Source organism: Gellertiella sp. DMC107 (assembly GCF_056313605.1).
The window spans coordinates 1,097,957-1,122,366 of the sequence record NZ_JBQUZZ010000001.1 but is presented as its reverse complement, the minus strand read 5'-3'; the positions used below and the strand labels follow the sequence as shown (position 1 = coordinate 1,122,366).

Below are 24,410 nucleotides of genomic sequence, written 5' to 3'. Positions count from 1 at the left end.
TCAAGCGTTTTCTTCTTGAACCAACGGCGATATTGCGGAAGCCGGATGCGCCTGTAGGATGCGGGCGGCAGGAGTGAGTTGAGCGGGAGGAATACCCCCATGCGGGCAGTTCTGGAACAGTTGGAAAGCCGTCGGGCGGAAGCGCGTCTCGGCGGGGGAACCCGTCGCATCGAGGCGCAGCATGGCAAGGGCAAACTGACGGCGCGCGAGCGCATCGACGTACTGCTCGATCACGGCTCGTTCGAAGAATATGACATGTATGTCACCCATCGCTGCACCGATTTCGGCATGGAAGCGCAGAAGGTGGCCGGCGATGGCGTGGTGACCGGCTGGGGTACGATCAACGGCCGCCAGGTCTATGTCTTCTCCCAGGACTTCACCGTGCTCGGCGGTTCGCTCTCCGAGACCCATGCGCAGAAGATCTGCAAGATCATGGACATGGCGCTGAAGAACGGGGCGCCCGTCATCGGCCTCAACGATTCCGGCGGCGCGCGCATCCAGGAAGGGGTCGCCTCGCTCGCCGGCTATGCCGACGTGTTCAAGCGCAATGTGGATGCTTCCGGCATCATCCCGCAGATTTCCGTCATCATGGGCCCCTGCGCCGGCGGCGCGGTCTATTCGCCCGCCATGACCGACTTCATCTTCATGGTCCGCGACAGCGCCTACATGTTCGTGACCGGCCCTGATGTGGTGAAGACCGTGACTAACGAGATCGTCACGGCCGAAGAGCTTGGCGGCGCACGCACCCATACGTCGAAATCCTCCGTGGCCGACGGTGCTTACGAGAACGACATCGAGACGCTGGAAATGGTCCGGGCGCTCTTCGATTTCCTGCCGCTCAACAACCGCGAGAAGCCGCCGGTGCGGCCCTTCCATGACGATCCCGCGCGGATCGAGGAGCGCCTCGACACGCTGATCCCGGATTCGAACACCAAGCCCTATGACATGAAGGAACTCATCCATGCGCTGGCGGATGAGGGGGATTTCTTCGAGATCCAGGAAGCCTTTGCCAAGAACATCATTACCGGCTTCATCCGCATGGAGGGGCAGACGGTCGGCGTCGTCGCCAACCAGCCGATGGTGCTGGCCGGCTGTCTCGACATCGACTCGTCCCGCAAGGCTGCCCGCTTCGTGCGCTTTTGCGATGCGTTCAACATCCCGATCCTGACGCTGGTCGACGTGCCGGGCTTCCTGCCGGGCACCGCGCAGGAATATGGCGGCGTCATCAAGCATGGCGCCAAGCTGCTCTTCGCCTATAGCCAGGCGACCGTGCCGATGGTGACGCTGATCACCCGCAAGGCCTATGGCGGCGCCTATGACGTGATGGCCTCGAAACATATCGGCGCCGACATCAACTATGCCTGGCCGACGGCGGAAATCGCCGTGATGGGCGCCAAGGGTGCGACCGAGATCCTCTACCGCTCCGAGCTTGGCGATCCGGAAAAGATCGCAGCCCGCACGGCGGAATATGAAGAGCGCTTCGCCAATCCCTTCGTGGCGGCCGAACGCGGCTTCATCGACGAGGTGATCATGCCGCATTCGTCGCGCAAGCGCATCGCCCGGGCCTTCGCCTCGCTCCGCAACAAGCAGGTGGATACCCGCTGGCGCAAGCACGATACCATTCCGCTTTAAGGGGCATCGCGATGCCCACGCTCATGATCTGGAAAGGGCATCGCATGTTTTTCTACTCGAAGGAGATCGGCGAGCCGCCCCATGTTCACGTTCTCAAGGATGGCAAGCAGCTCAAGGTGTGGCTTTCCGATCTGAGAGTGGCCCGAAAGGCCGGCTTCGCTACCCATGAGGTCAATGATATCCTGAGGGTCATCGCTGAACACCAGCAGGAATTTCTGGAGGCATGGAATGACTACTTTGGACATTGATGACCGCCAGCTGCAAATCTCCGGCGTCGAGGTCACCGACAGCAGCATCATCTTCGTGATGGCCGATGGCCGCAAGATCGACGCCCCGCTCTGGTGGTATCCGCGCCTCTACCGTGCAAGTCCGGAAGCGCGCGGGAAATGGACCATACTGCCTTTCGGCGATGCCGTCGGGTGGGAGGAAATCGACGAATATATCAGTGCGAAGGCATTGATCATCGGAGGGGCTGCGCCCGGCGCCACTCCCCCAGCACAAGCCGCAGAATGAGCCCGACATGATCAAGAAAATCCTGATTGCCAACCGCGGTGAAATTGCCTGCCGCGTCATCAAGACCGCCCGCAAGATGGGCATCAAGACGGTTGCCGTCTATTCCGATGCGGATCGCAATGCGCTGCATGTGGAGATGGCCGACGAGGCGGTGCATATCGGCCCCGCGCCGTCTTCCCAGTCCTATATCGTGATCGACAAGATCCTGGATGCGATCCGCAAGACGGGCGCGGATGCGGTGCATCCGGGCTATGGCTTCCTGTCGGAAAACGCGACCTTTGCCGAGGCGCTGGAAAAGGAAGGCGTCACCTTCATCGGTCCGCCGGTCGGCGCGATCCAGGCGATGGGCGACAAGATCACCTCGAAGAAGCTCGCGGCGGAAGCCGGCGTCTCCACGGTTCCCGGCCATATGGGGCTGATCGCCGATGCGGACGAGGCGGTGAAGATTTCCGCCTCCATCGGTTATCCCGTGATGATCAAGGCATCCGCCGGCGGCGGCGGCAAGGGCATGCGCATTGCCTGGAACGACGAGGAGGCGCGCGAGGGCTTCCAGTCCTCGAAGAACGAGGCGAAGAGCTCGTTCGGCGACGACCGCATCTTCATCGAGAAATTCGTCACCGAGCCGCGCCATATCGAAATCCAGGTGCTTGGCGACAAGCACGGCAACACGCTCTATCTCGGCGAGCGCGAATGTTCGATCCAGCGCCGGAACCAGAAGGTCATCGAGGAGGCCCCGTCGCCCTTCCTCGACGAGGCGACCCGCAAGGCCATGGGCGAGCAGGCGGTGGCGCTCGCCAAGGCCGTCGGCTATCACTCGGCCGGGACGGTGGAATTCATCGTCGATGGCAAGGCCAACAAGTTCTACTTCCTCGAAATGAACACCCGCCTGCAGGTGGAGCATCCGGTGACCGAACTCGTCACCGGCATCGATCTGGTCGAGCAGATGATCCGCGTTGCGGCAGGCGAGAAGCTCTCCTTCGGCCAGGCGGATGTGAAGCTCAACGGTTGGGCCATCGAAAGCCGCCTCTATGCGGAAGATCCCTACCGCAACTTCCTGCCCTCCATCGGACGGCTGACGCGCTACCGTCCGCCGGCCGAGGGCAAGAAGGATGACGGAACAGTCGTCCGCAACGATACCGGCGTCTTCGAGGGCGGCGAGATTTCCATGTATTACGATCCGATGATCGCCAAGCTCTGCACCTGGGGCAAGGATCGCCTGACGGCGATTGACGCCATGGGCCGCGCGCTCGACGATTTCGAGGTGGATGGCATCGGCCACAACCTGCCCTTCCTCTCGGCCGTCATGGGGCAGGAGCGCTTCCGCTCCGGCAAGATCACGACCGCCTATATTGCCGAGGAATTCAAGGACGGCTTTACCGGCGTGCAGCCGAACGATGCGACCGCCCGCCGGCTGGCGGCCATTGCGGCGCTTCTCAACCGCACGCGGGAAGCCCGCGCGGTGGAAATCTCCGGCACCATCGGCAACCACAAGCGCGTCATCGGCAAGGACTGGGTGGTGACGCTCGGCGGGTCGAGCTTTGCGGTCACACTCGAAGGCGGCTCCGTCCGCTTCGAGGACGGGGCGACGCTGGTTGTCGGCGGCCAGTGGCAGCCGGGCGACAGCCATGCCCATTTCACCATCGACGGCCAGCGCCTCGGCGTGAAGGTCAGCCGCTCCGGCACGGGCTTCCGGCTCCGCCATGCCGGCATTGACGTGATCGCCCATGTGCGCGAGCCGCATGTGGCGGCGCTGGCAAAGCTGATGCCGGTGAAGCTGCCGCCGGATACGTCGCGCATGCTGCTCTGCCCCATGCCGGGTGTCATCACCTCGGTGCTGGTCGGCGAGGGCGATACGGTGGAGGCCGGTCAGGCGCTCGCCACCGTCGAGGCCATGAAGATGGAAAACATCCTGCGTGCGGAAAAGCGCGCCGTGGTGAAAAAGGTCGCCGTCAAGGCCGGCCAGTCGCTGGCGGTGGACGAACTGATCATGGAATTCGAGTGACGGGGAAGGGGTCAGGCGTCTTTGTCGTCAGCGCAAATCGACAGTGACGAGGTCGCGGAATGCTTCTTCTCGATTTGCTCGCGAAGGAGATCCAGCCCTTCTTGAGCCATCGCACTCATGCTCGGATAACGACCTTCGTCAACCAAGCGGCGCGCAAAAGCGTGAAGATCATCCGGTAGGGACAAAGAGATCTTTACGTTCATAGTAGGTCTCCTTTGATTAGGGGATATTTATATTAAAGCTAGGCCCAAGGGTCAATCAAGACGGGCAGACCCCTTTTGAGGGTGCCGGGGAATAAGCCGAGGAGGCAGGACATGACCAAGAAGACCATCGAGGACTGGAAGGCGCTGGCGGAGAGGGAGCTGAAGGCTCCGGCGGAGAAGCTCGTCTGGCACACGCCCGAGGGCATCGACGTCAAGCCGCTCTATACGGAAGAGGATCTGGCGGCCTCCACCCATCTCGGTTCGCTTCCCGGTTTCCAGCCGTTTACCCGCGGGCCGCGCGCGACCATGTATACGGGCCGCCCCTGGACGATCCGGCAATATGCGGGCTTTTCGACGGCGGAAGACAGCAATGCCTTCTACCGCAAGGCGCTGGCCGCCGGCCAGCAGGGCGTCTCGGTGGCCTTCGATCTCGCCACCCATCGCGGTTATGACAGCGATCATCCGCGCGTCGTCGGCGATGTCGGCAAGGCAGGCGTGGCGATCGACAGTGTCGAGGACATGAAGATCCTGTTCGACGGCATTCCGCTCGAGAAGATCTCCGTCTCCATGACCATGAACGGCGCGGTCATTCCGATCCTTGCCAATTTCATCGTGGCTGGCGAGGAGCAGGGCGTTCCCCGTGCCGCGCTTTCGGGCACGATCCAGAACGACATCCTCAAGGAGTTCATGGTCCGCAACACCTATATCTATCCGCCGGAACCCTCCATGCGGATCATTGCCGACATCATCGAATATACCGCCAAGGAGATGCCGCGCTTCAACTCGATCTCGATCTCCGGCTATCACATGCAGGAAGCGGGTTCGACGCTGGTGCAGGAGCTGGCCTTCACGCTCGCCGACGGGCGGGAGTATGTGCGGGCAGCGCTTGCCAAGGGCCTGAACGTGGATGATTTTGCCGGGCGCCTTTCCTTCTTCTTCGCCATCGGCATGAATTTCTTCATGGAAGCGGCAAAGCTGCGCGCGGCGCGCCTGCTCTGGTCGAGGATCATGGAGGAGTTCCAGCCGAAGAAGGCTTCCTCGCTGATGCTGCGCACCCACTGCCAGACCTCCGGCGTCTCGCTGCAGGAGCAGGACCCCTATAACAACATCATCCGCACGGCCTTCGAGGCGATGTCTGCGGTGCTCGGCGGCACCCAGTCGCTGCACACCAATTCCTTCGACGAAGCGATTGCGCTGCCGACCGAATTTTCGGCCCGCATCGCCCGCAACACGCAGCTGATCCTCCAGCACGAGACGGGCGTGACCAAGGTGGTCGATCCGCTCGCCGGCTCCTATTATGTGGAAAGCCTGACGGCCGACCTCGCCGAAAAAGCCTGGGCGCTTATCGAGGAAGTCGAGGCCATGGGCGGTATGACCAAGGCGGTCGCTGCCGGCCTGCCGAAGCGGATGATCGAGGAGGCCGCGACCCGTCGCCAGGCCGCCGTCGACCGGGGCGAAGAGGTGATCGTCGGCGTCAACAAGTACCGGCTCGAAACCGAGCAGCAGATCGACATTCTCGAGATCGACAACACGGCGGTGCGCGCCTCGCAGATCAAGCGGCTGGAGCAGATCAAGCGGCAGCGCGACCCGAAGCGGGTGGCCGATGCGCTGGCGGCACTGACCGACGCCGCCCGTTCGGGCGCGGGCAACCTGCTCGAAGCCGCCGTCGAGGCGTCCCGCGCCCGGGCGACCGTCGGCGAAATCTCCGATGCCATGCGCGCCGTCTTCGGCGACCATGCGGCAAAGCCCGAAGTGGTGCATGACGTCTATGGCAAGGCCTATGGCGACGATCCGGAATACCAGAACCTCGCCACCCGCATCCGCGACATGGCCTCCACGCTGAAGGTCAAGCCGAAGATCATGGTCGCCAAGCTCGGCCAGGACGGGCATGACCGCGGTGCGAAGATCATCGCTTCGGCCTTCGGCGATGCGGGTTTCGAGGTGGTTGCCGGTCCGCTCTTCCAGACGCCGTCGGAAGCGGCCGACATGGCGATTGCCGAAAGGGTGCATGTCATCGGCGCCTCGACGCTGACGGCCGGCCACAAGACGCTTCTGCCGCAGCTCGTGGACGAGCTGAAGGCCAAGGGCGCCGAGCACATCATCGTGGTGGCCGGCGGCGTGATTCCCCGTCAGGACTATGATTTCCTGATCGAGCGGGGGGTTTCTGCGGTGTTCGGACCGGGGACGAACGTGCTCGAAGCGGCGCGTGCGGTGCTGGACCTGATGCAGGGCAGATTGCGAAACGCAGTATAATCGATTTAGGCGGTAGTACTATAATCGATTGAATTTACTACAATCGATTTTATATTGTGTTACCAATAAATTAACCTTGCGCGGCAGGAAATTGAGGAACATATGCCTTCTTGAGACGTTGAGTGTAGCCCCAGAAGCGGGGCAAACAGGAGGCGAATGATGAAGACTGAAACGATTCCTCATGAACTCTGGCAGCGCCACGAAATGGAGTGGCAGGCAATCCGCGAGCGCCCCGCGAATGACACCGCGTTTACACCCCGGGTCATCTGGCAGCGCGACGAGGAGCGCCCGTCCGAGCGGTCTGACCGCCGGCGCTGAGCCGGATTCATCCGGAAGCATTCAAAAAGGCGCCCGTTCGGCGCCTTTTTTTGCGTTCAGGGGTTGGGGTATCCCTCTTGGCGCCGTGCTGTGATAGGGAAGTGCGGGATTCATCAGGGACTGGCCACACGCATGCGCATCCTTCACGTTCTGTTTTCCTCCCGCATTGCCGGCTCCGAGCGCTATTGCATCGATCTCGCCAATGGGCAGGCGGCGCTCGGGCATGAGGTGCATGTCGTGGGCCTGCGCGGCTCGCCCATGCAAGGGGAGCTGGCTGAAACGGTCAGGTTTCACGGCTTGTCCACGCCCCTTTTCCGGGGATGGCGGGTCAACCGCATTGCGGCCCGTATCGGCGCGGATATCGGCCATGCCCATCTCAGCCCTGCCTGCAAGGCGCTTGCACGCGGCACCGTAAAGCTTGCCCGCATCGCGACGCTGCATGTGGGGTACAAGCCCCGGCAGCATGCCAGCCTGGACGGCGTGATCTGCGTGAACCGGGCGCAGATGCAGCGGCTCGGCACCTTTGCCGGCAAGACCGGCCTCGTTCCGAACTGGCTGCCCGAGAACCGGTCTGCAGGCGATTTCGATCTGCGGGCGCAGCTGGGGGTGGCCCGCGAAACCCGTCTTGTCGGCGCGGTCGGCCGGCTTCACCCGAGCAAGGGACCGGACGTGCTGGTCTCGGCCTTCCTGAAAGCCAATCCCGCCAACGCGCTTCTGGTGCTTGCCGGCGACGGGCCGCAGCGCGGCGAGCTCGAAAAGCTGGCGAATGGCGATCCGCGAATCCGCTTCATCGGTCATTGCAACACTATTCCGGGCTTTCTGCGCAACCTCGATCTGTTCGTGTCTCCCTCGCGGGAGGAGACGGCGGGCCTTGCCATTCTGGAGGCCATGCAGGAGAACCTGCCGGTCATTTCCACGGCCACGGATGGCCCTTCGGAATATCTCCTCGGATACCCGGTCACGCTGGTGGAGCCGGGCTCGGTCGGGCATCTTTCGGCTGCGCTCGGACAAGCGCTCGATCCGGGCAATGTTGCCGGCCTTTCCCGCATCTGTTACGACTTGCGTCCCTTTTCCCGGGATGTCGGCGTTGCCAGTGTCCTCGATTTCTATGGGCAGGTCGCCCGCAAATCCTGACGGATGGCGGAGACCTGTCGAACCACGGCTGAACCATGTCCCTGAAGCCAAAAAGCGATTTCTGGACTGTGGGCCTCGTGCCCCGCACGGCGTCGGCGCTGCTGGAGCCGGGCGCGCTTGCCGCTGCCGCATCCGAAATTACCTGGCTGCCCGATGCCGGAAGCTGGCGTTATCTGGCCGATCCCTTTGCGCTCAGGCAGGGCGACACGACGCATGTCTTCGTCGAGGCCTATGATTACCGGACGAAACACGGCTTCATCGAGCGGCACGAATTCGGACCCGGCCTTGTCTGGCAGGGGAAGGCGGTCGCGCTCGAACGGCCCTTCCATCTTTCCTATCCCTTCCTGATCGAGGACGGCGGCGCAATCTTCATGGTTCCGGAAAGCCACAAGGCGGGCGAGATCGCGCTTTACCGGGCGACCTCTTTTCCGGATGGCTGGGTCAAGGAAACCGTGCTGCTCGGCGATATCCCGGGAGCGGAGGCGAGCCTCATCCGGCATCAGGGCCGGTGGTGGATGTTCTATACGCTCGTCGGCGCGGGCGCCCGCGACCAGCGCGAGCTGCATGTCGCCCATGCGGAGAGCCTGACCGGCCCCTGGACCATCCATCCGCAAAATCCGGTTCTGGTCGACAAGGCCGGCGCGCGGCCGGGCGGGACGCCCTTCATCGGCGCGGACGGATCGGTGATCCTGCCCGTGCAGGACTGCCACGCCACCTATGGCGGCGCCCTGCGCTTCCTGACCTTCCCGCTTCTCGACACCAAGCATGTGGAATGCCGCCATCTGCCGGTGACGCTGACGGGCGGGCAGGCTTCCCCCGCTTATCCGGACGGATTGCACACCTTCTCCGCCTCAGGGGAGATGACGCTGATCGACGTGAAGCGGATTTCCCGCTCCTACGGCCGGCATCTGGTCAATCTGAAACGGCGCCTGTTTCACAAGCGCCGCTTCTGAAGACGGTCAAAGCGCGGTGCGGACCCGCCAGAGCTCGGGGAAGAGCACGATTTCCAGCATGCGCTTGAGATAGGAAACCCCGACCGTGCCGCCGGTGCCGCGCTTCATGCCGATCACCCGTTCCACGGTCGTGACATGGTTGAAACGCCAGCGACGGAAGTAATCCTCGAAGTCGATCAGCTTTTCTGCCAGCTCGTAGAGTTCCCAATACTTGCGGGGATCGCGATAGACTTCCGCCCAGGCTTCCAGAACCTTCTCGCTTTCGCCGCGGGAGCCGTCCGGATTGACGACGGAGCCTTCGCCGATATCGAAGCCGGCGCGGGCGAGCAGGGCCACCGCCTCGTCATAGAGGGCCGGTTCGGCGAGGATGGCGTTCAGTTCCGCAGAGATGACCGGATCATGCTCATGCGGCTTCAGCAGCGTCAGATTGCGGTTGCCGGCCAGGAACTCGATGGCCCGGTATTGCCAGGACTGGAAGCCGGAGGACTGGCCGAGCGCATTGCGAAACTCGGTATATTCCGAGGGTGTCATGGTGCGCAGCACGTCCCAGGCGCTGTTCAGCTGTTCGAAGATGCGGGCGACGCGGGAGAGCATCTTGAAGGCGGGCTGCAGGTCGTTTTCCCGCAGGCATTTCAGCGCCGCGCGGATCTCGTGGATCGCCAGCTTCATCCAGAGTTCGGAGGTCTGGTGCTGGATGATGAACAGCAGCTCGTCATGGGCGGTCGAGAGCGGGTGTTGCGCATGCAGTACCTTTTCGAGGCTCAGATAGTTGGAATAGGACATGCGGCGCGAGAAATCGAGCACCGCACCCTCATGGGTCTGTTCGGTCTTCTCGGTCATCTCAGGTCACCTTGCCCTTCTTCTGGTATTCGGGCTTTTCGTAGAGCTTGTCCTTCATCACGCGCTCCAGCACTTCCGCCGCCTTCAGGGCATCGCCGGGGGTGACATAAAGCGGGGTGAAGCCGAAACGGATGATGTTCGGGGCGCGGAAATCGCCGATCACCAGATGGGCAATCAGCGCCTGCATGATCGCGAAGCCCTGCTCATGGCGGAAGGAGACCTGGCTGCCGCGCTGGTGCGGATCGCGCGGCGAGGCGAGCGTCAGCGTCGGGCAGCGGGCTTCCACCTCGCGGATGAAGATCTCGCAAAGCTCGATGGAGCGGGCGCGGACTTCGGCCATGTCGATCCCGTCCCAGACCGACAGAGCCGCATCGAGGGCCGCCATGGAGAGAACCGGCGGCGTGCCGGCGCGCATGCGGTCGATGGAGCCTGCCGGGCGATAGCCGAGCTCGAACTGGAAGGGCGCATCATGGCCGAGCCAGCCGGAGAGCGAGGGCGTGATCTTGTCCTGCAGGTCCGGGCGGACATAGATGAAGGCTGGCGCGCCGGGGCCGCCATTCAGGTACTTGTAGCCGCAGCCGATGGCGAAATCGGCGCCGGCGCCATAAAGGTCTACCGGGAAAGCACCGGCGGAATGGGCGAGATCCCAGATGGTGATGACGCCATGGGCTTTCGCCTTTGCCGTCAGCGCCTTCATGTCGTGCTTGCGGCCGGTGGCGTAATCCACTTCCGTCAGCATGAGGACGGCGACGGAGCCGTCGATGGCGGCGTCCACCTCTTCGGGCGAGACGACCTTCAGGCTGTGTCCCTTGCCCATGGTTTCGATGACGCCCTCGGCGATGTAGAGATCGCTCGGGAAGTTGCCGCTGTCCGACAGGATCACCTTGCGGTCGCCGGCGAGCCGGAGGGCTGCGGTGAGCGCCTTGAACAGGTTGATCGAGGTGGAATCGGCGGCGATCACCGACCCCTCGGGCGCGCCGACGAGGCGGCTGATCTTGCGGCCCACCTCGGCGGGCAGGTCGATCCAGCCGCAGGTGTTCCAGGCGCGGATCAGCTGGTTGCCCCAGCTGTGATCCACTTCGCGGGCCACGCGCTCACGGGCGACCCGGGGGAGTGCGCCGAGCGAATTGCCGTCGAGATAGATGACGCCTTCCGGGAGATCGAAGAGCGTGCGGGTCTTGTCGAAAAGAGATGCGGTCATGTCGGTCAGCCGTTCTTGCGGTTAGCTTTCAACTGGAAGCGCTGGATCTTGCCGGTCTGCGTCTTTGGCAGCGCCTCGGTATATTTGATCGAGCGCGGATATTTGTAGGGCGCGATGACCGCCTTCACATGGGTCTGGAGCTCCAGCGTCAGCACGTCGGAGGCCTCGATGCCCGGTTTCAGCACGATATGGGCCTCGACGATCTCGCCGCGGGCCTCGTCCGGCGCGCCGATGACCGCGCATTCCAGCACATGAGGATGGCTGAGAAGGGCGGCCTCCACCTCCGGTCCGGCAATGTTGTAGCCGGCGGAGATGATCATGTCGTCGGTGCGGGCGGCGAAGTGGAAGCGGCCGTCCTCGTCCTGGTAGAAGGCATCGCCGGTGAGGTTCCAGCCTTTCTTCACATAGTTCGCCTGCCGGTCGTCGGCCATGTAGCGGCACCCGGTCGGCCCGCGCACGGCAAGCTTGCCGACTGTGCCGCGCGGCACCTCGTTCATCTCCTCGTCGACGATCTTCGCCTCGTAGCCGGTGACGGGGCGGCCCGTGGTGGCGGGGCCGCGATCGTCCAGCCGGTTGGAGATGAAGACATGCAGCATTTCGGTCGCGCCGATGCCGTCGAGAATGGGCTTGCCGGTCTTTTCCACCCAGCTCTCGTAGACCGGTCCGGGCAGCGTCTCGCCGGCGGATACGGCAATGCGGAGCGAGGAGAGATCGGCTCCCTTGTCCATGGCAGCGAGCATGGCACGATAGGCGGTGGGGGCGGTGAAGCAGACGGTCGCCTTGTAGGTCTCGATGATCTCGATCATGTTCGGCGGCGTGGCATGTTCGAGAAGGGCGGCCGCCGCGCCGAAGCGCAAGGGAAAGATCGCGAGGCCGCCCAGCCCGAAGGTAAAGGCAATCGGCGGCGAGCCGACGAAGACGTCGTCAGGCCTTACCTGCAGCACGTCCTTCGCATAGGCATCGGCGATGATCAGCAGGTCCCGGTGGAAATGCATGGTGGCCTTGGGATTGCCTGTGGTGCCCGAGGTGAAGCCGAGCAGCGCCACGTCGTCCCGTCCCGTCCGTACCGCCTCGAAGCGGACCGGCTGGTTCAAGGCCACCCGGTCGAGCTCCGCATCGTGATTGGCGGTGCCATCGAAGCCGACGACCGTTTTCAGGAAACGGCTGTCCTTGGCGGCGAGCGCCAGCTCGTCCATGATCCGGGTGTCGCAGAGCGCCAGCGAAATTTCCGCCTTGTCGATGATCTTGGTGAGCTCGCCGGAGCGGAGCATGGGCATGGTGTTGACCACCACCGCGCCGGCCTTGGTCGCGGCAAGCCAGCAGGCAATCATGGCGGGGTTGTTGGCGGAGCGGATCAGCACGCGGTTGCCCGGCTTGACGCCATAGCTGTTGACCAGCGCATGGGCGAGGCGGTTCGACCAGTCGGTCAGCTCCTTGTAGGTGCGGCGGCGGCCATTGCCGATAAGGGCGGTGTTGTCGCCGAAGCCGCGCTCCACCATGCGGTCGGTCAGTTCATAGGCGGCATTGAGATATTCGGGATAGTCGAATCCCTCGAGCAGGAAAACCGGCCACTGGTCTTCGGGCGGCAGGTTCATACGGGCAAACGTATCCACGTGCGCGGACGGGCTTAACATCACAGGAGTCCCCCCTTGGCGATGATCGTCTTTTTGATAGATTGGGTGCGCCTCTCTAAAGACGCTGAACCACTCCGGGTTCTCTAAGGTCACCGCCTATGGGCGGGCCTGAATGGGCTGAAGGTTGCACAAGCGCCGTTATATTTCAAGCTTAAAATAATGGCCTTGATCAATTTGAAAGCGGTGCATAGGCTTTGCTTGCGAAACAGGGAGGAATGGATGTTCGGTCAAAGCGTGCGCGATTTCGAGATCGCCTATCAGAATGGGGCCCATATCGCCGGATCGGACCGCTGGCCGGGTGCCTGGAACGAGGCGGCGGAAGGTTTTCGCACGCGGATGGCGGTGTCCGGTCGCGCCGAACTGGACATTGCCTACGGGCCTCATGCCCGGCATCGCTATGATCTGTTCCTGCCCGAAGGTGCGCCCCGGGGGCTCGCGGTCATCGTGCATGGCGGCTACTGGATGGCCTTCGACAAATCCACCTGGTCGCATCTCGCCGAAGGGGCGCTCGGCCACGGCTTCGCGGTGGCGCTGCCCTCCTACCGGCTGGCGCCGGAGGCGGGCATTCCCGACATCGTCGCGGATATCGGCGCGGCGATCACGGCCGCCGCAGCCCGGATCGAAGGCCCGATCCATCTGACCGGCCATTCTGCGGGCGGTCACCTCGTCACGCGCATGGTCTGCCGGGAAAGCCCGCTCGCGCCCGCCCTGCAGGGCCGGGTGGCGCATGTGGTTTCGCTTTCCGGTGTCCACGATCTCCGGCCGCTGCTGCAGACCGGCATGCGCGAGACGCTGAAGCTCGACGAAGCCACCGCAGACCGGGAAAGTCCGGCGCTTCTTCGCCCGGTCGACAAGACCCGGCTGACCTGCTGGGTCGGCGGGGCGGAGCGGGCGGAGTTTCGCCGGCAGAATGCGCTGCTCGCCAATATCTGGACCGGCCTCGGAGCCCGGACTTTTGCCTGGGAAGAGCCGGACCGGCACCATTTCAATGTCATCGACGATCTGGCCGACCCGGCCTCGCTGCTCGTCGCGTGCTGGCTTTCCTGAGATCAGGTCAGCCAGATCCGGATGATATAGCCGACGATGGCCGTCACGCCCACGCCCATCGCCCAGAGCCCGACGAACCAGAGCAGCCGGGTCGTCCCGTTCCGCGCGCCCATCAATGATATCCGTCCTGATCGGAAATCTTGCCGCGGAAGACCCAGTAGGAATAGGCCGTGTAGCACAGGATCATCGGCACCAGCACGACGGCACCGGCCAACAGGAAGGCAAGGCTCGAATCCGGCGCTGCGGCATCCGCAATGGTGACCGATGGCGGCACGATATAGGGGTAGAAGCTGATGCCGATTCCCGCATAGCCCAGTATGAAAAGGCCCAGCGAGGCCAGGAAGGGCCGCTTGTCATGGCCCGCCTTGAGGCCGTTCAGGATCACGTAAAGGCAGCCCAGCACCAGAACCGGCACCACGAAGGAAAAGAAGGCGGTGGGGCCCTTGAACCAGCGTTCCAGATAAAGCGGCTCGGTGAACGGGGTCCACAGACTGAAGACCCCCATCGCCGCCACCGTGCCGAAGGCGGACAGCCGGGCAATGCGGCGCGCCTTTGCGTTCAGCTCGCCTTCCGTCCGCATGGCGAGCCATGTGGAGCCGAGCAGCATGTAGCCGATGACGAGGGCTAGGCCGGTTGCCAGCGAGAAGGGTGTCAGCCAGTCCCACCAGCCGCCGGCATAGGCGCGATTCCTGACCTCGATTCCCTGCACCAGCGCCCCCAGCGCGATGCCCTGGCAGAAGGTCGCCAGGGTCGAACCCCAGGCAAAGGCATGGTTCCAGAGATATTCCGCCCGCCGGGTGCGCCAGCGATATTCGAAGGCGACGCCCCGGAAGATCAGGCCCAGCAACATGAGGATGATGGGCATGTAGAGGGCCGGGAGCACGATGGCATAGGCAAGCGGAAAGACCGCCAGCAATCCGCCGCCGCCAAGCACCAGCCAGGTTTCGTTGCCATCCCAGACGGGCGCCACGGAATTCATCATCACATCCCTGTCCTTCTTGTGCGGAAAGAAGGGAAAGAGGATGCCGATCCCCAAGTCGAAGCCGTCCATGACCACATAGGCGAGCACCGCAAAGGCGATGATGGCCGCCCAGACGAAGGCAAGATCAATGACCATCGTGATGTCCTTTCGTGGCCGGGTGGGCAGGATTGGGCAGCGCCACGGTGCGCAGCGGTCCTTCGTCCAGCTCCTCGTCGGGATTGTCCGGCAGGCGCTTCATGAGGCGGAGGATGTAGAAGACACCGGCGCCGAAGACGAGGAAATAGACGATGATGAAGGCGATCAGCGAGGTGGCGACGGCCGGCGCCGCGATGGCGGAGCGGGACTCCGACGTCAGCAGGTGTCCGTAGATCGTATAGGGCTGGCGGCCGACCTCCGTCGTCACCCAGCCGGCGAGGACGGCCACGAAACCGGCCGGTCCCATTAGAAGCGCAAAGCGGTGCAGCCAGGGGGCACGTTCCATCGATCCCTGGATCCGGTGATAGAGGGCATAGACACCCAGCGCCAGCATCAGCATGCCGAGCCCCACCATGATTCGGAACGACCAGAAGACCACGGCGACCGGTGGTTCAAGTTCGTCGGGGACCGTATCCAGGCCGGCGACCGGCGCGTTCCAGCCATGGTGGAGGATCAGACTGGAGAGGTTCGGGATGGAAAGGGCGTAGTCCACCCGCTTTTCCGCCTGGTTGGGCAGGCCGAAGAGGATGAGGGGGGCACCATTCGGATGGCTGTCGAAATGGCCTTCCATGGCCATGATCTTGGTCGGCTGATGTTCCAGCGTGTTCAGGCCGTGCAGGTCACCGGCAAAGATCTGGATCGGTGCGGTCACCACGATCATGCCCATGGCCATGCGGAACATTTTCGCGGCACGGAGATCGCCGTCACGCTTCAGAAGATGCCAGGCCCCAACGGCGCCCACCACGAGCGCGGTCGTGAGATAGGCAGCCAGCACCATGTGCACGAGACGGTAGGGGAAGGACGGGTTGAAGATGATCGCCCACCAGTCCGCCGGAACGAACTGGCCGACATCATTGATGGCGAAGCCCTGCGGGGTCTGCATCCAGGAATTGACGGCGAGAATCCAGGTCGCCGATATCAGCGTGCCGAAGGCGACCATGAGGGTTGCGAAGAAGTGCAGCCCGGGGCCGACGCGGGTGCGACCGAAGAGCATGACGCCGAGGAAACCGGCCTCGAGGAAGAAGGCGGTCAGGACTTCATAGCCCATCAGGGGGCCGATGACGGGGCCGGCCTTTTCCGAGAAGACGCTCCAGTTCGTTCCGAACTGGTAGGACATGACGATGCCGGACACGACACCCATGGCGAAGGCGATGGCGAAGATCGTTTTCCAGAAATCGAAGAGATCCAGATAGACCCGCTGCTTCTTCCAGAGCCAAAGGCCTTCCAGAACGGCGAGATAGCTGGCAAGCCCGATCGAGAAGGCAGGGAACACGATGTGAAACGAGATCGTGAAGGCAAACTGGAGGCGGGCCAGCATTTCTGCATCGGCAAGAAGTGACACGACAGGCTTCCTTCCTGTTCGGGCGGCTGATCGCGCCGCCTTCGAGAACCTGCCCGTAATGTCTACCGGTTCTGCCGAATATCAAGATTACACTTTGTCCTAGTCCTACCCTAAAACTTGGGCTGATTGCCGCAGTGGCGGCTTGTCTCGCGGCAAAATGCGGCATTGGAACCGGCTTTTCGCGCGAAAATCAGCTGTTCGGCCGCGTGGCCACATAAAGGGCGGGTGCCGCCATCAGCACGAAGACCAGAACCGCAAGGCGCGGTCCGGGCTGGGTGGAATAGAAGAAGATGCCGTAGCTGGCCGTAATCATGGTGCAGGCGATCAGCTTGGCGCGGCGGGAGATCGCGCCGCGCTCCCGCCAGTTGCGCAGCGGCTCGCCGAACAGCGGATGGGCCAGAAGCCAGGCTTCCAGTTCCGGCGAGGACCGGGCGAAGCACCAGGCGGCGATGATCAGGAAGATCGTTGTCGGCATGACCGGCAGGAAGGCGCCGATAATGCCGAGCGCAACGAAAAACCAGCCTAGGCCCAGATAGACAAATCGCATGATGATCCCGGCTGCACGTTCGAAGGAGGGTAGTCTTATCTAGTGCAGTTCGGGGCGAAGGGGGAGGCGCATCCTGCAAAGCCTCCCACTTTCTTTGGGTCTCATGCGGGCTCGATCGCCGTACGCCGGGCGAAGAGCCCGGCGATGAGATCGGACTGGGTGAGCATGCCCACCAGCCGGCCTTCCGCATCGGTCACCGGCATGGCATGGAGGCCACGATCCGCCATGGCGGGCACGAGTTCGGCAATCGGCTGAGTCGCCCGCGCCGTTTCCACCGCAGCGGTCATGTAATCCGCAACCGGATGCGTGAGCTCGTTTCGGCCCTGTTCCGCGAGGGCCCGCATCAGATCGGACTGGGTGAAGATGCCGCGAAGCTGGCCGGTCGGCTCGGTCACCGGCAGGTCGCGGATATTGTGGCGGCCCATGGCCTGAAGGGCCGCGTCCAGCGTTGCACCGGGAGCCACCGCGACCACATCGCGCGACATGATGTGTTCCACCCGAATGCCGCCCGAGCGGCGGGTGAAGGTCTTTGCCTGCAATTGCAGCAGGATCGCCTCCAGGTCTTCCGGCGCGATGTCGAGAATCTCGTCATACTGGGCAAGCGCCGCTTCCAGATCCGGGCGAAGGATGCCGGTCCGCTGTGTCGGCGGCGGGTCCTGGGTCTTGTGGCTCACGGGCTTGGCCGCCGGCAGGGCATGCGGATAGCGATGGCCGGTGAGGTTGTTGTAGAGCAGGGCCGCGACCAGCAGCAGCAGGGAGTTCAATCCCGCCGGCATCAGCACGAAATGATAACCGGCCGCATGAATGGCGGGCGCGCCGAGGACGGCCGTGAGGGCCATGGCGCCGCCCGGCGGATGCAGGCACTTGCAGAGGATCATCGCGACGATGGCCAGCGAGACGGCGAGCGCTGCGGCCAGGATCACGTTCGGCACCAGCAGGGCGATCGTCACGCCCACCGCCGCGCTGATCATGTTGCCGCCGATGATCGACCAGGGTTGCGCAAGCGGGCTTGCCGGAACACCGAAGAGAAGCACGGCGGACGCGCCCAGCGGCGGAATGAGGAAGGGCAGGAGCGATCCCGGCACCAGCAGCGAGGTCAATAGGCCGGTCAGGCCGATCCCGATCAGCGCGCCGATGAAGATGCGCAGGATTTCGCGCGGCGGAATGCGGGGCAGCGCCGGCACCAGCCGTGCCAGGAAGACAGGAAGCGTATCCATGGGAAGAGATCTCGGACGGTGGCGGGCAAATGTCGGGGCAGGTTCATGCGAACCCGCCCCGAGAAGGAGCAACAGGCTGCTTATTTCACGGAAGAGGGGTAGCCTGCTTCTTCAAGCGCGGCGGCCACTGTTCCCTTTTCGGCTTTCGTTTCGATGCTGACGGTGCGGGTTGCGAGATCCGCCTTGACCGATGCGCCGCTATCCAGCGCCTGCACGGTCTTGGTGATGGTGGCCACGCAATGGCCGCAGCTCATGTCCGGTACGTTGAGTTCAAGCATGATCTGGTCCTTTCCGATCCTTTTGGGGACTTTACCCTTTTCTCCATCGTCCTTCCTGTCACTGGAAGGTCAACCGAAAAGTTTTGTATGATTGCGAAAGATTGCTGTTGACCTTCCAGTGACGGGAAGGATTACGCCTTGTTCCATCGATGAATTTCAAAGGATGAAGACCATGGCCGATCTTGCTTTTCGCCAGATGATCCCGGTGGAGGGAATGACCTGCGCGTCCTGCGTGCGGCGGGTGGAGAAGGCGATTGCCGCCGTTCCCGGCGTCCGTGCGGCGAATGTCAATCTTGCCACCGAACGTGCCGACGTGACGCTCACGCCCGAGGCTGCCTGTGCCGTGATCGCCGCCATCGAGAAGGCGGGCTATACGGTGCCGGAAGAGACGATCCTGCTCGACGTGGAGGGCATGACCTGCGCCTCCTGCGTGCGGCGGGTCGAAAAGGCGCTGCTTTCCGTCCCGGGCGTCGTCCAGGCATCCGTCAATCTCGCCACCAACCAGGCGACGGTCACGGCCCTTTCGACGGTAACCGGGGAAGCGCTCGCCGCTGCCGTCTCGCGGGTCGGGTATGAGGCAAAGCCGGTCAAGGACCGGGCGGAGGCCGGCTGGAGCCGCGAGGCGGCACGCGCCGACGAGCTTCGGGCGCTCACCCGCGACCTTCTCATTGCGGCGGTTCTTTCGATTCCCGTGGTGATCGTGGAAATGGGCGCCCACCTTTCCGACACGTTCCATCACAGCCTGATGATGCGGTTCGGCGAGCAGCCGCTGCGGATCATCTCCTTCGTGCTGACCAGCATCGTGCTGTTCGGCCCGGGCCTGCGGTTTTTCCGCAAGGGCATTCCCGCCCTCTATCGTCTTGCGCCGGACATGAACTCGCTTGTCGTTCTCGGCACGCTCGCGGCCTGGGCCTATTCCACCTTTGCCACCTTCTGGCCCGAGGCGCTGCCGTCAGGCACCACACAGGTCTATTTCGAATCGGCGGCGGTGATCGTCGTTCTCATCCTCTTCGGGCGGATGATGGAGGCGCGCGCCAAGGGCCGGACGAGCGAAGCGATCAGCAAGCTGATGAAGCTGCAGGCCAAGACCGCCCGTGTGCTCCGGGACGGCGGTTTCGTCGAGGTTCCGGTCGAGGCCGTGGCGGAGGGCGATCAGGTGCAGTTGCGGCCCGGCGAGCGGGTTCCCGTGGATGGGGAAGTGCTGGACGGCCAGTCCTTCGTGGACGAGGCGATGATTTCGGGCGAACCGGTGCCGGTCCTGAAGCAAAAGGGCGCGGTGCTGACCGGCGGCACGGTCAATGGCAGCGGCGGGCTTACCTATCGCGTCACCCGCGTCGGCGAGGATACGGTGCTCGCCCAGATCATCCGCATGGTCGAGCAGGCGCAGGGGGCCAAGCTTCCCGTGCAGGCCATGGTCGACCGGGTGACGGCCTGGTTCGTGCCGGCGGTGATGGCGGTGGCGCTGCTGACCTTTGCGCTCTGGCTGGCGCTCGGTCCCGAACCGCAGCTCGCCCACGCGCTCGTCAATGCGGTGGCGGTGCTGATCATCGCCTGCCCCTGCGCCATGGGCCTGGCCACGCCCGCCTCGATCATGACCGGCACCGGTCGTGCGGCGGAAATGGGCGCGCTCTTCCGCAATGGCGAAGCCCTGCAGGACCTGAAGGACGTGACGGTCGTCGCGCTCGACAAGACCGGCACGCTGACCGAAGGCCATCCCGTGATGACGGATGTCGCCATTGTCCCCGGACGGGACCGTGCCGAAATCCTTTCCCTTGCCGCCTCGGTGGAGGAGCGCTCCGAACATCCCGCCGCCAAGGCGATTGTGGACGCTGCCCGCCAGGAGGGGCTGGCTCCGAAGGCTGTCGAGGGCTTCGAGGCGGAGGCCGGTTATGGAGTGACGGCCCGCGTGGACGGCCGCAGCATCGCCATCGGGGCCCGGCGCTACATGGAAAAGCTGGGTGTCGATCTCGATGCCCTGGCCGAAGCGTCGGCCGAGCTTGCCGGGAAGGCACGCACACCGCTCTACATGGCGGTCGACGGGAGGCTTGCAGCCCTTTTCGGCATCTCCGATCCGGTGAAGAAGACCACGCCGCAGGCAATAGCTGCCCTGCATGGCCTCGGCCTGAAGGTGGCGATGATCTCCGGTGACGTGCGCTCCACGGCGGAGGCCATCGGCCGCGAGCTCGGCATCGATACTGTCATCGCCGAGGTGCTGCCGTCCGGCAAGGTGGATGCGATCCGCAGCCTGAAGGCGGGCGGCGCGAAAGTGGCCTTCGTCGGCGACGGGATCAATGATGCGCCGGCGCTTGCCGAAGCGGATGTGGGTCTTGCGGTCGGCACCGGCACGGATATTGCCATCGAAAGCGCCGATGTCGTGCTCATGGGTGGGGATCTCAAGGGCGTGGCCAATGCCATTGCGCTCTCGCGGGCCACGATGGCCAATATTGCCGGCAACCTGTTCTGGGCCTTTGCCTATAATGTGGTGCTGATCCCGGTGGCGGCAGGGCTCCTCTATCCCTTCACCGGCATCACCCTCTCGCCGATGCTGGGCGCCGGCGCCATGGCGCTTTCCAGCGTCTTCGTGCTCGGGAACGCGCTCCGGCTGAAGCGCTTCCGCCCGGTCGCCTGAGCTAGATCCGGCCCGCCAGCCCTTCGATGATGGGGCAGTCGGGCCGGTCATCCCCATGGCAGTTTCGCACCAGATGGTGCAGCGATGTCTTGAGCGAGGTCAGCTCGGCAATGCGGTTCTCGATTTCCCTGAGCTTCTGCTCTGCCAGCGCCTTCACCTCGCTGCTTTCGCGCGTCTCGTCGTCGTAGAGCGACAGCAATTGCCGGCATTCCTCGACCGAGAAGCCGAGATCGCGGGCGCGATGGACGAAATGCAGGCGGCGCACGTCCTTGTCGGAATAATCGCGATAACCGTTTAAGCGGCGGTCGGCGCGGATCAGGCCGATTTCCTCGTAATAGCGGATGGTCTTCGGTGGCAGGCCGGACTTGATCGATGCCGTACCGATGTTCATGGCGCACTCCTTGCAGGTGTTCGGGCCAAAGGCCGGATGCCCGACAATAAAGCTTCCAGTGGCTGGAAGCTCAAGCGGCCTTTTCCACAGCGAGGAAATTCCGCATTCTTGCGATCCGGCATTTGCGCCTTCGGCTCGAAGTGATATATCAGCCGGCAACCATCCTGCCTGAGACGGCCTGAACCCCGGAAGGACATCATGACCATTCACCAGAACCTCATCGGCGGCACCTGGACCGGCGCCAACGCCATCGAAAACATCAACCCGTCCGATACGTCCGACATCGTCGGTCTCTATGCACGGGCGGATGCGAGCGACGTGGCGGCGGCCATTGCGGCGGCGAAGGCGGCTTTCCCGGCCTGGTCTCGCTCCGGCATTCTCGAGCGTCACGCCATCCTGCGCAAGGCTTCCGACGAAATCATGGCCCGCAAGGAAGAGCTCGGCCGGCTGCTGTCGCGCGAAGAGGGCAAGACCCTTGCCGAAGGCATCGGCGAAACCATCCGTGCCGGTCAGATCTTCGATTTCTTCGCGGGCGAATGCCTGCGGCTGGCCGGTGAAACCGTTCCCTCGGTGCGCCCGAATATCGGCGTCGAGATCACCCGCGAGGCCGTAGGCGTGGTCGGCATCATCACGCCCTGGAACTTCCCGATCGCCATTCCGGCCTGGAAGATCGCGCCGGCGCTCTGCTACGGCAACACCATCGTCTTCAAGCCGGCCGATCTGGTGCCGGGCTCAGCCTGGGCGATCGTCGACATCCTGCACCGCGCCGGCCTGCCGGCGGGCGTGCTGAACCTCGTCATGGGCAAGGGCTCGGTCGTCGGCCAGGCCATGCTCGACAGCGGCGACATCAATGCCATCACCTTTACCGGCTCCACCGGCACCGGCAAGCGGGTCGCCATGGCCTCCATCGAGCATAACCGCAAGTACCAGCTGGAAATGGGCGGCAAGAACCCCTTCGTCGTGCTTGACGACGCGGATCTGAACGTGGCTGTCGAAGCGGCGCTCAACTCCGCCTTCTTCTCCACCGGCCAGCGCTGCACGGCCTCCTCGCGCCTGATCGTCACCGAGGGCATTCACGACCGTTTCGTCGCCGCCCTGACGGAGCGGATGAAGTCGGTCGTGGTCGACAATGCGCTGAAGGCCGGCACGCAGATCGGCCCTGTCGTCGACGAAAAGCAGCTCGCCCAGGACATGGACTATGTGGAGATCGGCAAGCGCGAAGGCGCAAACCTCGTCTTCGGCGGCGAGCGGCTGAACCGCGAAACCGAAGGCTTCTACCTGCAGCCGGCGCTCTTCACCGAAGCCACCAACCAGATGCGGATCTCGCGCGAGGAAATCTTCGGGCCGGTCGCCTCCGTCATCCGGGTGAAGGATTACGAGGAAGCGCTGGCGACCGCCAATGACACGCCCTTCGGCCTGTCTTCCGGCATTGCCACCACGAGCCTGAAATATGCGACCCATTTCAAGCGCAATGCCGAGGCCGGCATGGTGATGGTGAACCTGCCGACCGCAGGCGTGGATTTCCACGTGCCCTTCGGCGGCCGCAAGGGTTCGTCCTACGGTTCGCGCGAACAGGGCCGTTACGCCGCGGAATTCTTCACCACGGTGAAGACGGCCTATACGCTGGCCGGCTGATCCCCGCGCTTCGGTGAGAGATTTTTTGGAGGGGCTGCCCGCAGGCGGCCCCTTTTTCCATGGGCGGAAGCGCGCGTGTCAGCCCTTGGTGATCGCGATCAGGATCACGAAGATCGTGGGCACGGCCACCAGCGCGGGAATGATGATGGCCGGATAGCCGAACAGGAAAATCGCCAGCAGCCAGATCAGCACCATGTTAACGAGAAACAGCACGCGCGCCGTATCGGAGCCCTTGGCGGCTTCCTTCAGCATCCAGCCGAAGACGGGGATGTGATAGACGAGATTCATCATGATCGTTCCTTTCCGCTGGGAGGCGAGGTTCCGGCTCCTTGACATCTATCAGGCGGATAGGCCCCGGCTTGATAAAAGCCAATGCGGCAAACTGCCCGGAGCGCATGGCAGAATGTCGCGCCCCGCAGGACATGCTTGCTTGACAAAAGGCCCGCGAAAAACGAGTTTCCCGGCACATGAACGCACCCCTTGACCGGGGTTTCCAGACGAAAAGGCGGCACAGCTTGCGCATCCTCTCCGAAGCCCATTTCCCCGAACTTCCGAATTACTACCGCGGCAAGGTGCGCGAGAACTACGATCTGCCCGATGGCAGCCGGATCATCATTTCCACCGACCGCCTGTCCGCTTTCGACCGGATTCTCACCTGCATTCCCTACAAGGGGCAGGTGCTGACCCAGACGGCCCGCTACTGGTTCGAGAAGACGGCCGACATCTGCCCCAACCATGTGATCGCCTATCCCGATCCCGCCGTGGTGGTCGGCAAGCGGCTGGATATCCTGCCGGTCGAAATCGTGGTGCGCGGCTATCTGGCCGGCACGACGGGCACCTCGATCCTGACGCTCTACAAGAAGGGCGAACGACGGATGTATGGTGTTACCCTTCCCGATGGGCTCAAGGATAACCAGAAGCTGCCGGAACCGATCATCACCCCGACGAGCAAGGCCTTCGACGGAGGGCATGACGAGCCGCTGACGCCTGACGAGATCGTTTCGAAAGGACTGCTCACGCAGGCGCAGTGGGATACGCTGTCCCGTTACGCGCTCGCGCTCTTCAAGCGGGGCCAGGAGCTGGCGGCCAAGAACGGCCTCATCCTCGTGGATACGAAATATGAGTTCGGCACGGATGCGGACGGCACGATCATTCTGGCCGACGAAATCCATACACCGGATAGCAGCCGCTACTGGATTGCTTCCAGCTACGAGAGCGCTTTCGAAGCGGGCAAGCGGCCGGAAAGCTTCGACAAGGATTTCGTCCGTGCCTGGGTGGCCGAGCGGTGCGATCCCTATCACGACGAGATCCCCGAAATTCCCGCCAGCCTGATTGCCGAGACATCGAAGGTCTATATCCGGGCCTTCGAGGCGATCACGGGTGAACGCTTCCAGCCTGACGACACGGGCGAAACGCCGCTGGCGCGGGTCCGGGCAAACCTGAAGGCCTATTTCCCCGGCTGAT

23 protein-coding genes are annotated in these 24,410 nt (G+C 63.5%); 12 read left to right on the top strand and 11 right to left on the bottom strand.

Annotated features, from left to right (window positions below; all coding sequences use genetic code 11):
* The first annotated feature begins 99 nt into the window (after positions 1-99).
* From ACT54B_RS05230 to ACT54B_RS05215, 4 genes are read left to right on the top strand one after another with little or no spacing between them, the layout of a single operon-like run.
* Entirely contained in the window at positions 100-1,632 is a 1,533-nt protein-coding gene (locus tag ACT54B_RS05230; RefSeq protein ID WP_476043345.1) for an acyl-CoA carboxylase subunit beta, read from the top strand.
* Positions 1,633-1,643: 11 nt separating this feature from the next.
* Complete coding sequence (locus ACT54B_RS05225; RefSeq protein WP_476043343.1) at positions 1,644-1,880, top strand: DUF4160 domain-containing protein; 237 nt, start codon at positions 1,644-1,646, stop codon at positions 1,878-1,880.
* Positions 1,861-2,145 carry a DUF2442 domain-containing protein gene (locus tag ACT54B_RS05220; protein ID WP_476043341.1) on the top strand — a complete coding sequence of 95 codons (285 nt, stop codon included), beginning with the start codon at positions 1,861-1,863 and terminating at the stop codon, positions 2,143-2,145. The genes ACT54B_RS05225 and ACT54B_RS05220 overlap by 20 nt, the downstream gene beginning before the upstream one ends.
* 7 nt (positions 2,146-2,152) lie before the next feature.
* Positions 2,153-4,147, top strand: a complete 1,995-nt coding sequence (locus ACT54B_RS05215) for an acetyl-CoA carboxylase biotin carboxylase subunit (RefSeq protein WP_476043339.1) — start codon at positions 2,153-2,155, stop codon at positions 4,145-4,147.
* Between the two features lie 11 nt (positions 4,148-4,158).
* On the opposite strand, the gene ACT54B_RS05210 is transcribed toward ACT54B_RS05215, so the two are convergent.
* A complete protein-coding gene (locus ACT54B_RS05210; protein WP_476043337.1) occupies positions 4,159-4,350 on the bottom strand; it encodes a ribbon-helix-helix domain-containing protein in 192 nt (63 codons plus the stop codon).
* A gap of 111 nt (positions 4,351-4,461) precedes the next feature.
* Between ACT54B_RS05210 and scpA the strand changes: the two genes are divergently transcribed.
* The 4 genes from scpA to ACT54B_RS05190 all read left to right on the top strand — a co-directional run bounded on the left by scpA (position 4,462) and on the right by ACT54B_RS05190 (position 9,008).
* A complete protein-coding gene (gene scpA, locus ACT54B_RS05205; protein ID WP_476043335.1) occupies positions 4,462-6,603 on the top strand; it encodes a methylmalonyl-CoA mutase in 2,142 nt (713 codons plus the stop codon).
* A 159-nt stretch (positions 6,604-6,762) separates the two neighbouring features.
* Positions 6,763-6,921, top strand: a complete 159-nt coding sequence (locus tag ACT54B_RS05200) for a hypothetical protein (RefSeq protein WP_476043333.1) — start codon at positions 6,763-6,765, stop codon at positions 6,919-6,921.
* 132 nt (positions 6,922-7,053) lie between these two features.
* The gene (locus ACT54B_RS05195; protein WP_476043331.1) at positions 7,054-8,055 is read left to right on the top strand and encodes a glycosyltransferase family 4 protein; all 1,002 of its coding nucleotides are present in this window, start codon (positions 7,054-7,056) and stop codon (positions 8,053-8,055) included.
* A 35-nt stretch (positions 8,056-8,090) separates the two neighbouring features.
* Positions 8,091-9,008 carry a glucosamine inositolphosphorylceramide transferase family protein gene (locus ACT54B_RS05190; RefSeq protein ID WP_476043329.1) on the top strand — a complete coding sequence of 306 codons (918 nt, stop codon included), beginning with the start codon at positions 8,091-8,093 and terminating at the stop codon, positions 9,006-9,008.
* A 6-nt stretch (positions 9,009-9,014) separates the two neighbouring features.
* Here ACT54B_RS05190 and kynA read toward each other — a convergent pair whose 3' ends face one another.
* The 3 genes from kynA to ACT54B_RS05175 are packed head-to-tail and all read right to left on the bottom strand — an operon-like array spanning position 9,015 to position 12,683.
* Positions 9,015-9,848: a tryptophan 2,3-dioxygenase gene (gene kynA / locus ACT54B_RS05185; RefSeq protein ID WP_476043327.1), complete on the bottom strand. Its 834-nt coding sequence runs from the start codon at positions 9,846-9,848 to the stop codon at positions 9,015-9,017.
* Position 9,849: 1 nt separating this feature from the next.
* A complete protein-coding gene (gene kynU, locus ACT54B_RS05180; protein WP_476043325.1) occupies positions 9,850-11,049 on the bottom strand; it encodes a kynureninase in 1,200 nt (399 codons plus the stop codon).
* Positions 11,050-11,054: 5 nt separating this feature from the next.
* Positions 11,055-12,683, bottom strand: coding sequence for an AMP-binding protein (locus ACT54B_RS05175; protein WP_476043323.1), 1,629 nt, complete (start codon positions 12,681-12,683; stop codon positions 11,055-11,057).
* A gap of 219 nt (positions 12,684-12,902) precedes the next feature.
* On the opposite strand from ACT54B_RS05175, the gene ACT54B_RS05170 reads away from it, so the two are divergent.
* A complete protein-coding gene (locus ACT54B_RS05170) occupies positions 12,903-13,730 on the top strand; it encodes an alpha/beta hydrolase (protein ID WP_476043321.1) in 828 nt (275 codons plus the stop codon).
* A 112-nt stretch (positions 13,731-13,842) separates the two neighbouring features.
* On the opposite strand, the gene cydB is transcribed toward ACT54B_RS05170, so the two are convergent.
* From cydB to ACT54B_RS05145, 5 genes are all read right to left on the bottom strand, one after another.
* Positions 13,843-14,847, bottom strand: a complete 1,005-nt coding sequence (gene cydB / locus ACT54B_RS05165; RefSeq protein WP_476043319.1) for a cytochrome d ubiquinol oxidase subunit II — start codon at positions 14,845-14,847, stop codon at positions 13,843-13,845.
* Positions 14,837-16,225, bottom strand: coding sequence for a cytochrome ubiquinol oxidase subunit I (locus ACT54B_RS05160; protein WP_476043521.1), 1,389 nt, complete (start codon positions 16,223-16,225; stop codon positions 14,837-14,839). Before ACT54B_RS05160 ends, cydB begins: the two co-directional genes overlap by 11 nt.
* A 214-nt stretch (positions 16,226-16,439) precedes the next feature.
* Positions 16,440-16,796, bottom strand: coding sequence for a YbaN family protein (locus ACT54B_RS05155; RefSeq protein WP_476043317.1), 357 nt, complete (start codon positions 16,794-16,796; stop codon positions 16,440-16,442).
* Between the two features lie 101 nt (positions 16,797-16,897).
* Complete coding sequence (locus tag ACT54B_RS05150) at positions 16,898-18,013, bottom strand: HPP family protein (protein ID WP_476043315.1); 1,116 nt, start codon at positions 18,011-18,013, stop codon at positions 16,898-16,900.
* An 80-nt stretch (positions 18,014-18,093) separates the two neighbouring features.
* The gene (locus tag ACT54B_RS05145; protein ID WP_476043313.1) at positions 18,094-18,291 is read right to left on the bottom strand and encodes a heavy-metal-associated domain-containing protein; all 198 of its coding nucleotides are present in this window, start codon (positions 18,289-18,291) and stop codon (positions 18,094-18,096) included.
* Between the two features lie 163 nt (positions 18,292-18,454).
* Here ACT54B_RS05145 and ACT54B_RS05140 point away from each other — a divergent pair, with 163 nt between their 5' ends.
* Positions 18,455-20,920: a heavy metal translocating P-type ATPase gene (locus tag ACT54B_RS05140; protein ID WP_476043311.1), complete on the top strand. Its 2,466-nt coding sequence runs from the start codon at positions 18,455-18,457 to the stop codon at positions 20,918-20,920.
* A 1-nt stretch (position 20,921) separates the two neighbouring features.
* Here the strand turns inward: ACT54B_RS05140 and cueR are convergent, their stop codons facing one another.
* A complete protein-coding gene (gene cueR / locus ACT54B_RS05135; RefSeq protein ID WP_476043309.1) occupies positions 20,922-21,311 on the bottom strand; it encodes a Cu(I)-responsive transcriptional regulator in 390 nt (129 codons plus the stop codon).
* Positions 21,312-21,509: 198 nt separating this feature from the next.
* Here cueR and ACT54B_RS05130 point away from each other — a divergent pair, with 198 nt between their 5' ends.
* Entirely contained in the window at positions 21,510-22,946 is a 1,437-nt protein-coding gene (locus ACT54B_RS05130) for an aldehyde dehydrogenase family protein (protein WP_476043307.1), read from the top strand.
* Positions 22,947-23,024: 78 nt separating this feature from the next.
* Here the strand turns inward: ACT54B_RS05130 and ACT54B_RS05125 are convergent, their stop codons facing one another.
* Positions 23,025-23,237 (bottom strand): hypothetical protein, encoded by a 213-nt coding sequence (locus ACT54B_RS05125; RefSeq protein WP_476043305.1) that lies wholly within the window; start codon positions 23,235-23,237, stop codon positions 23,025-23,027.
* A gap of 224 nt (positions 23,238-23,461) precedes the next feature.
* Between ACT54B_RS05125 and ACT54B_RS05120 the strand changes: the two genes are divergently transcribed.
* Complete coding sequence (locus ACT54B_RS05120; protein WP_476043520.1) at positions 23,462-24,409, top strand: phosphoribosylaminoimidazolesuccinocarboxamide synthase; 948 nt, start codon at positions 23,462-23,464, stop codon at positions 24,407-24,409.
* The last annotated feature ends 1 nt before the right edge of the window (position 24,410 follow it).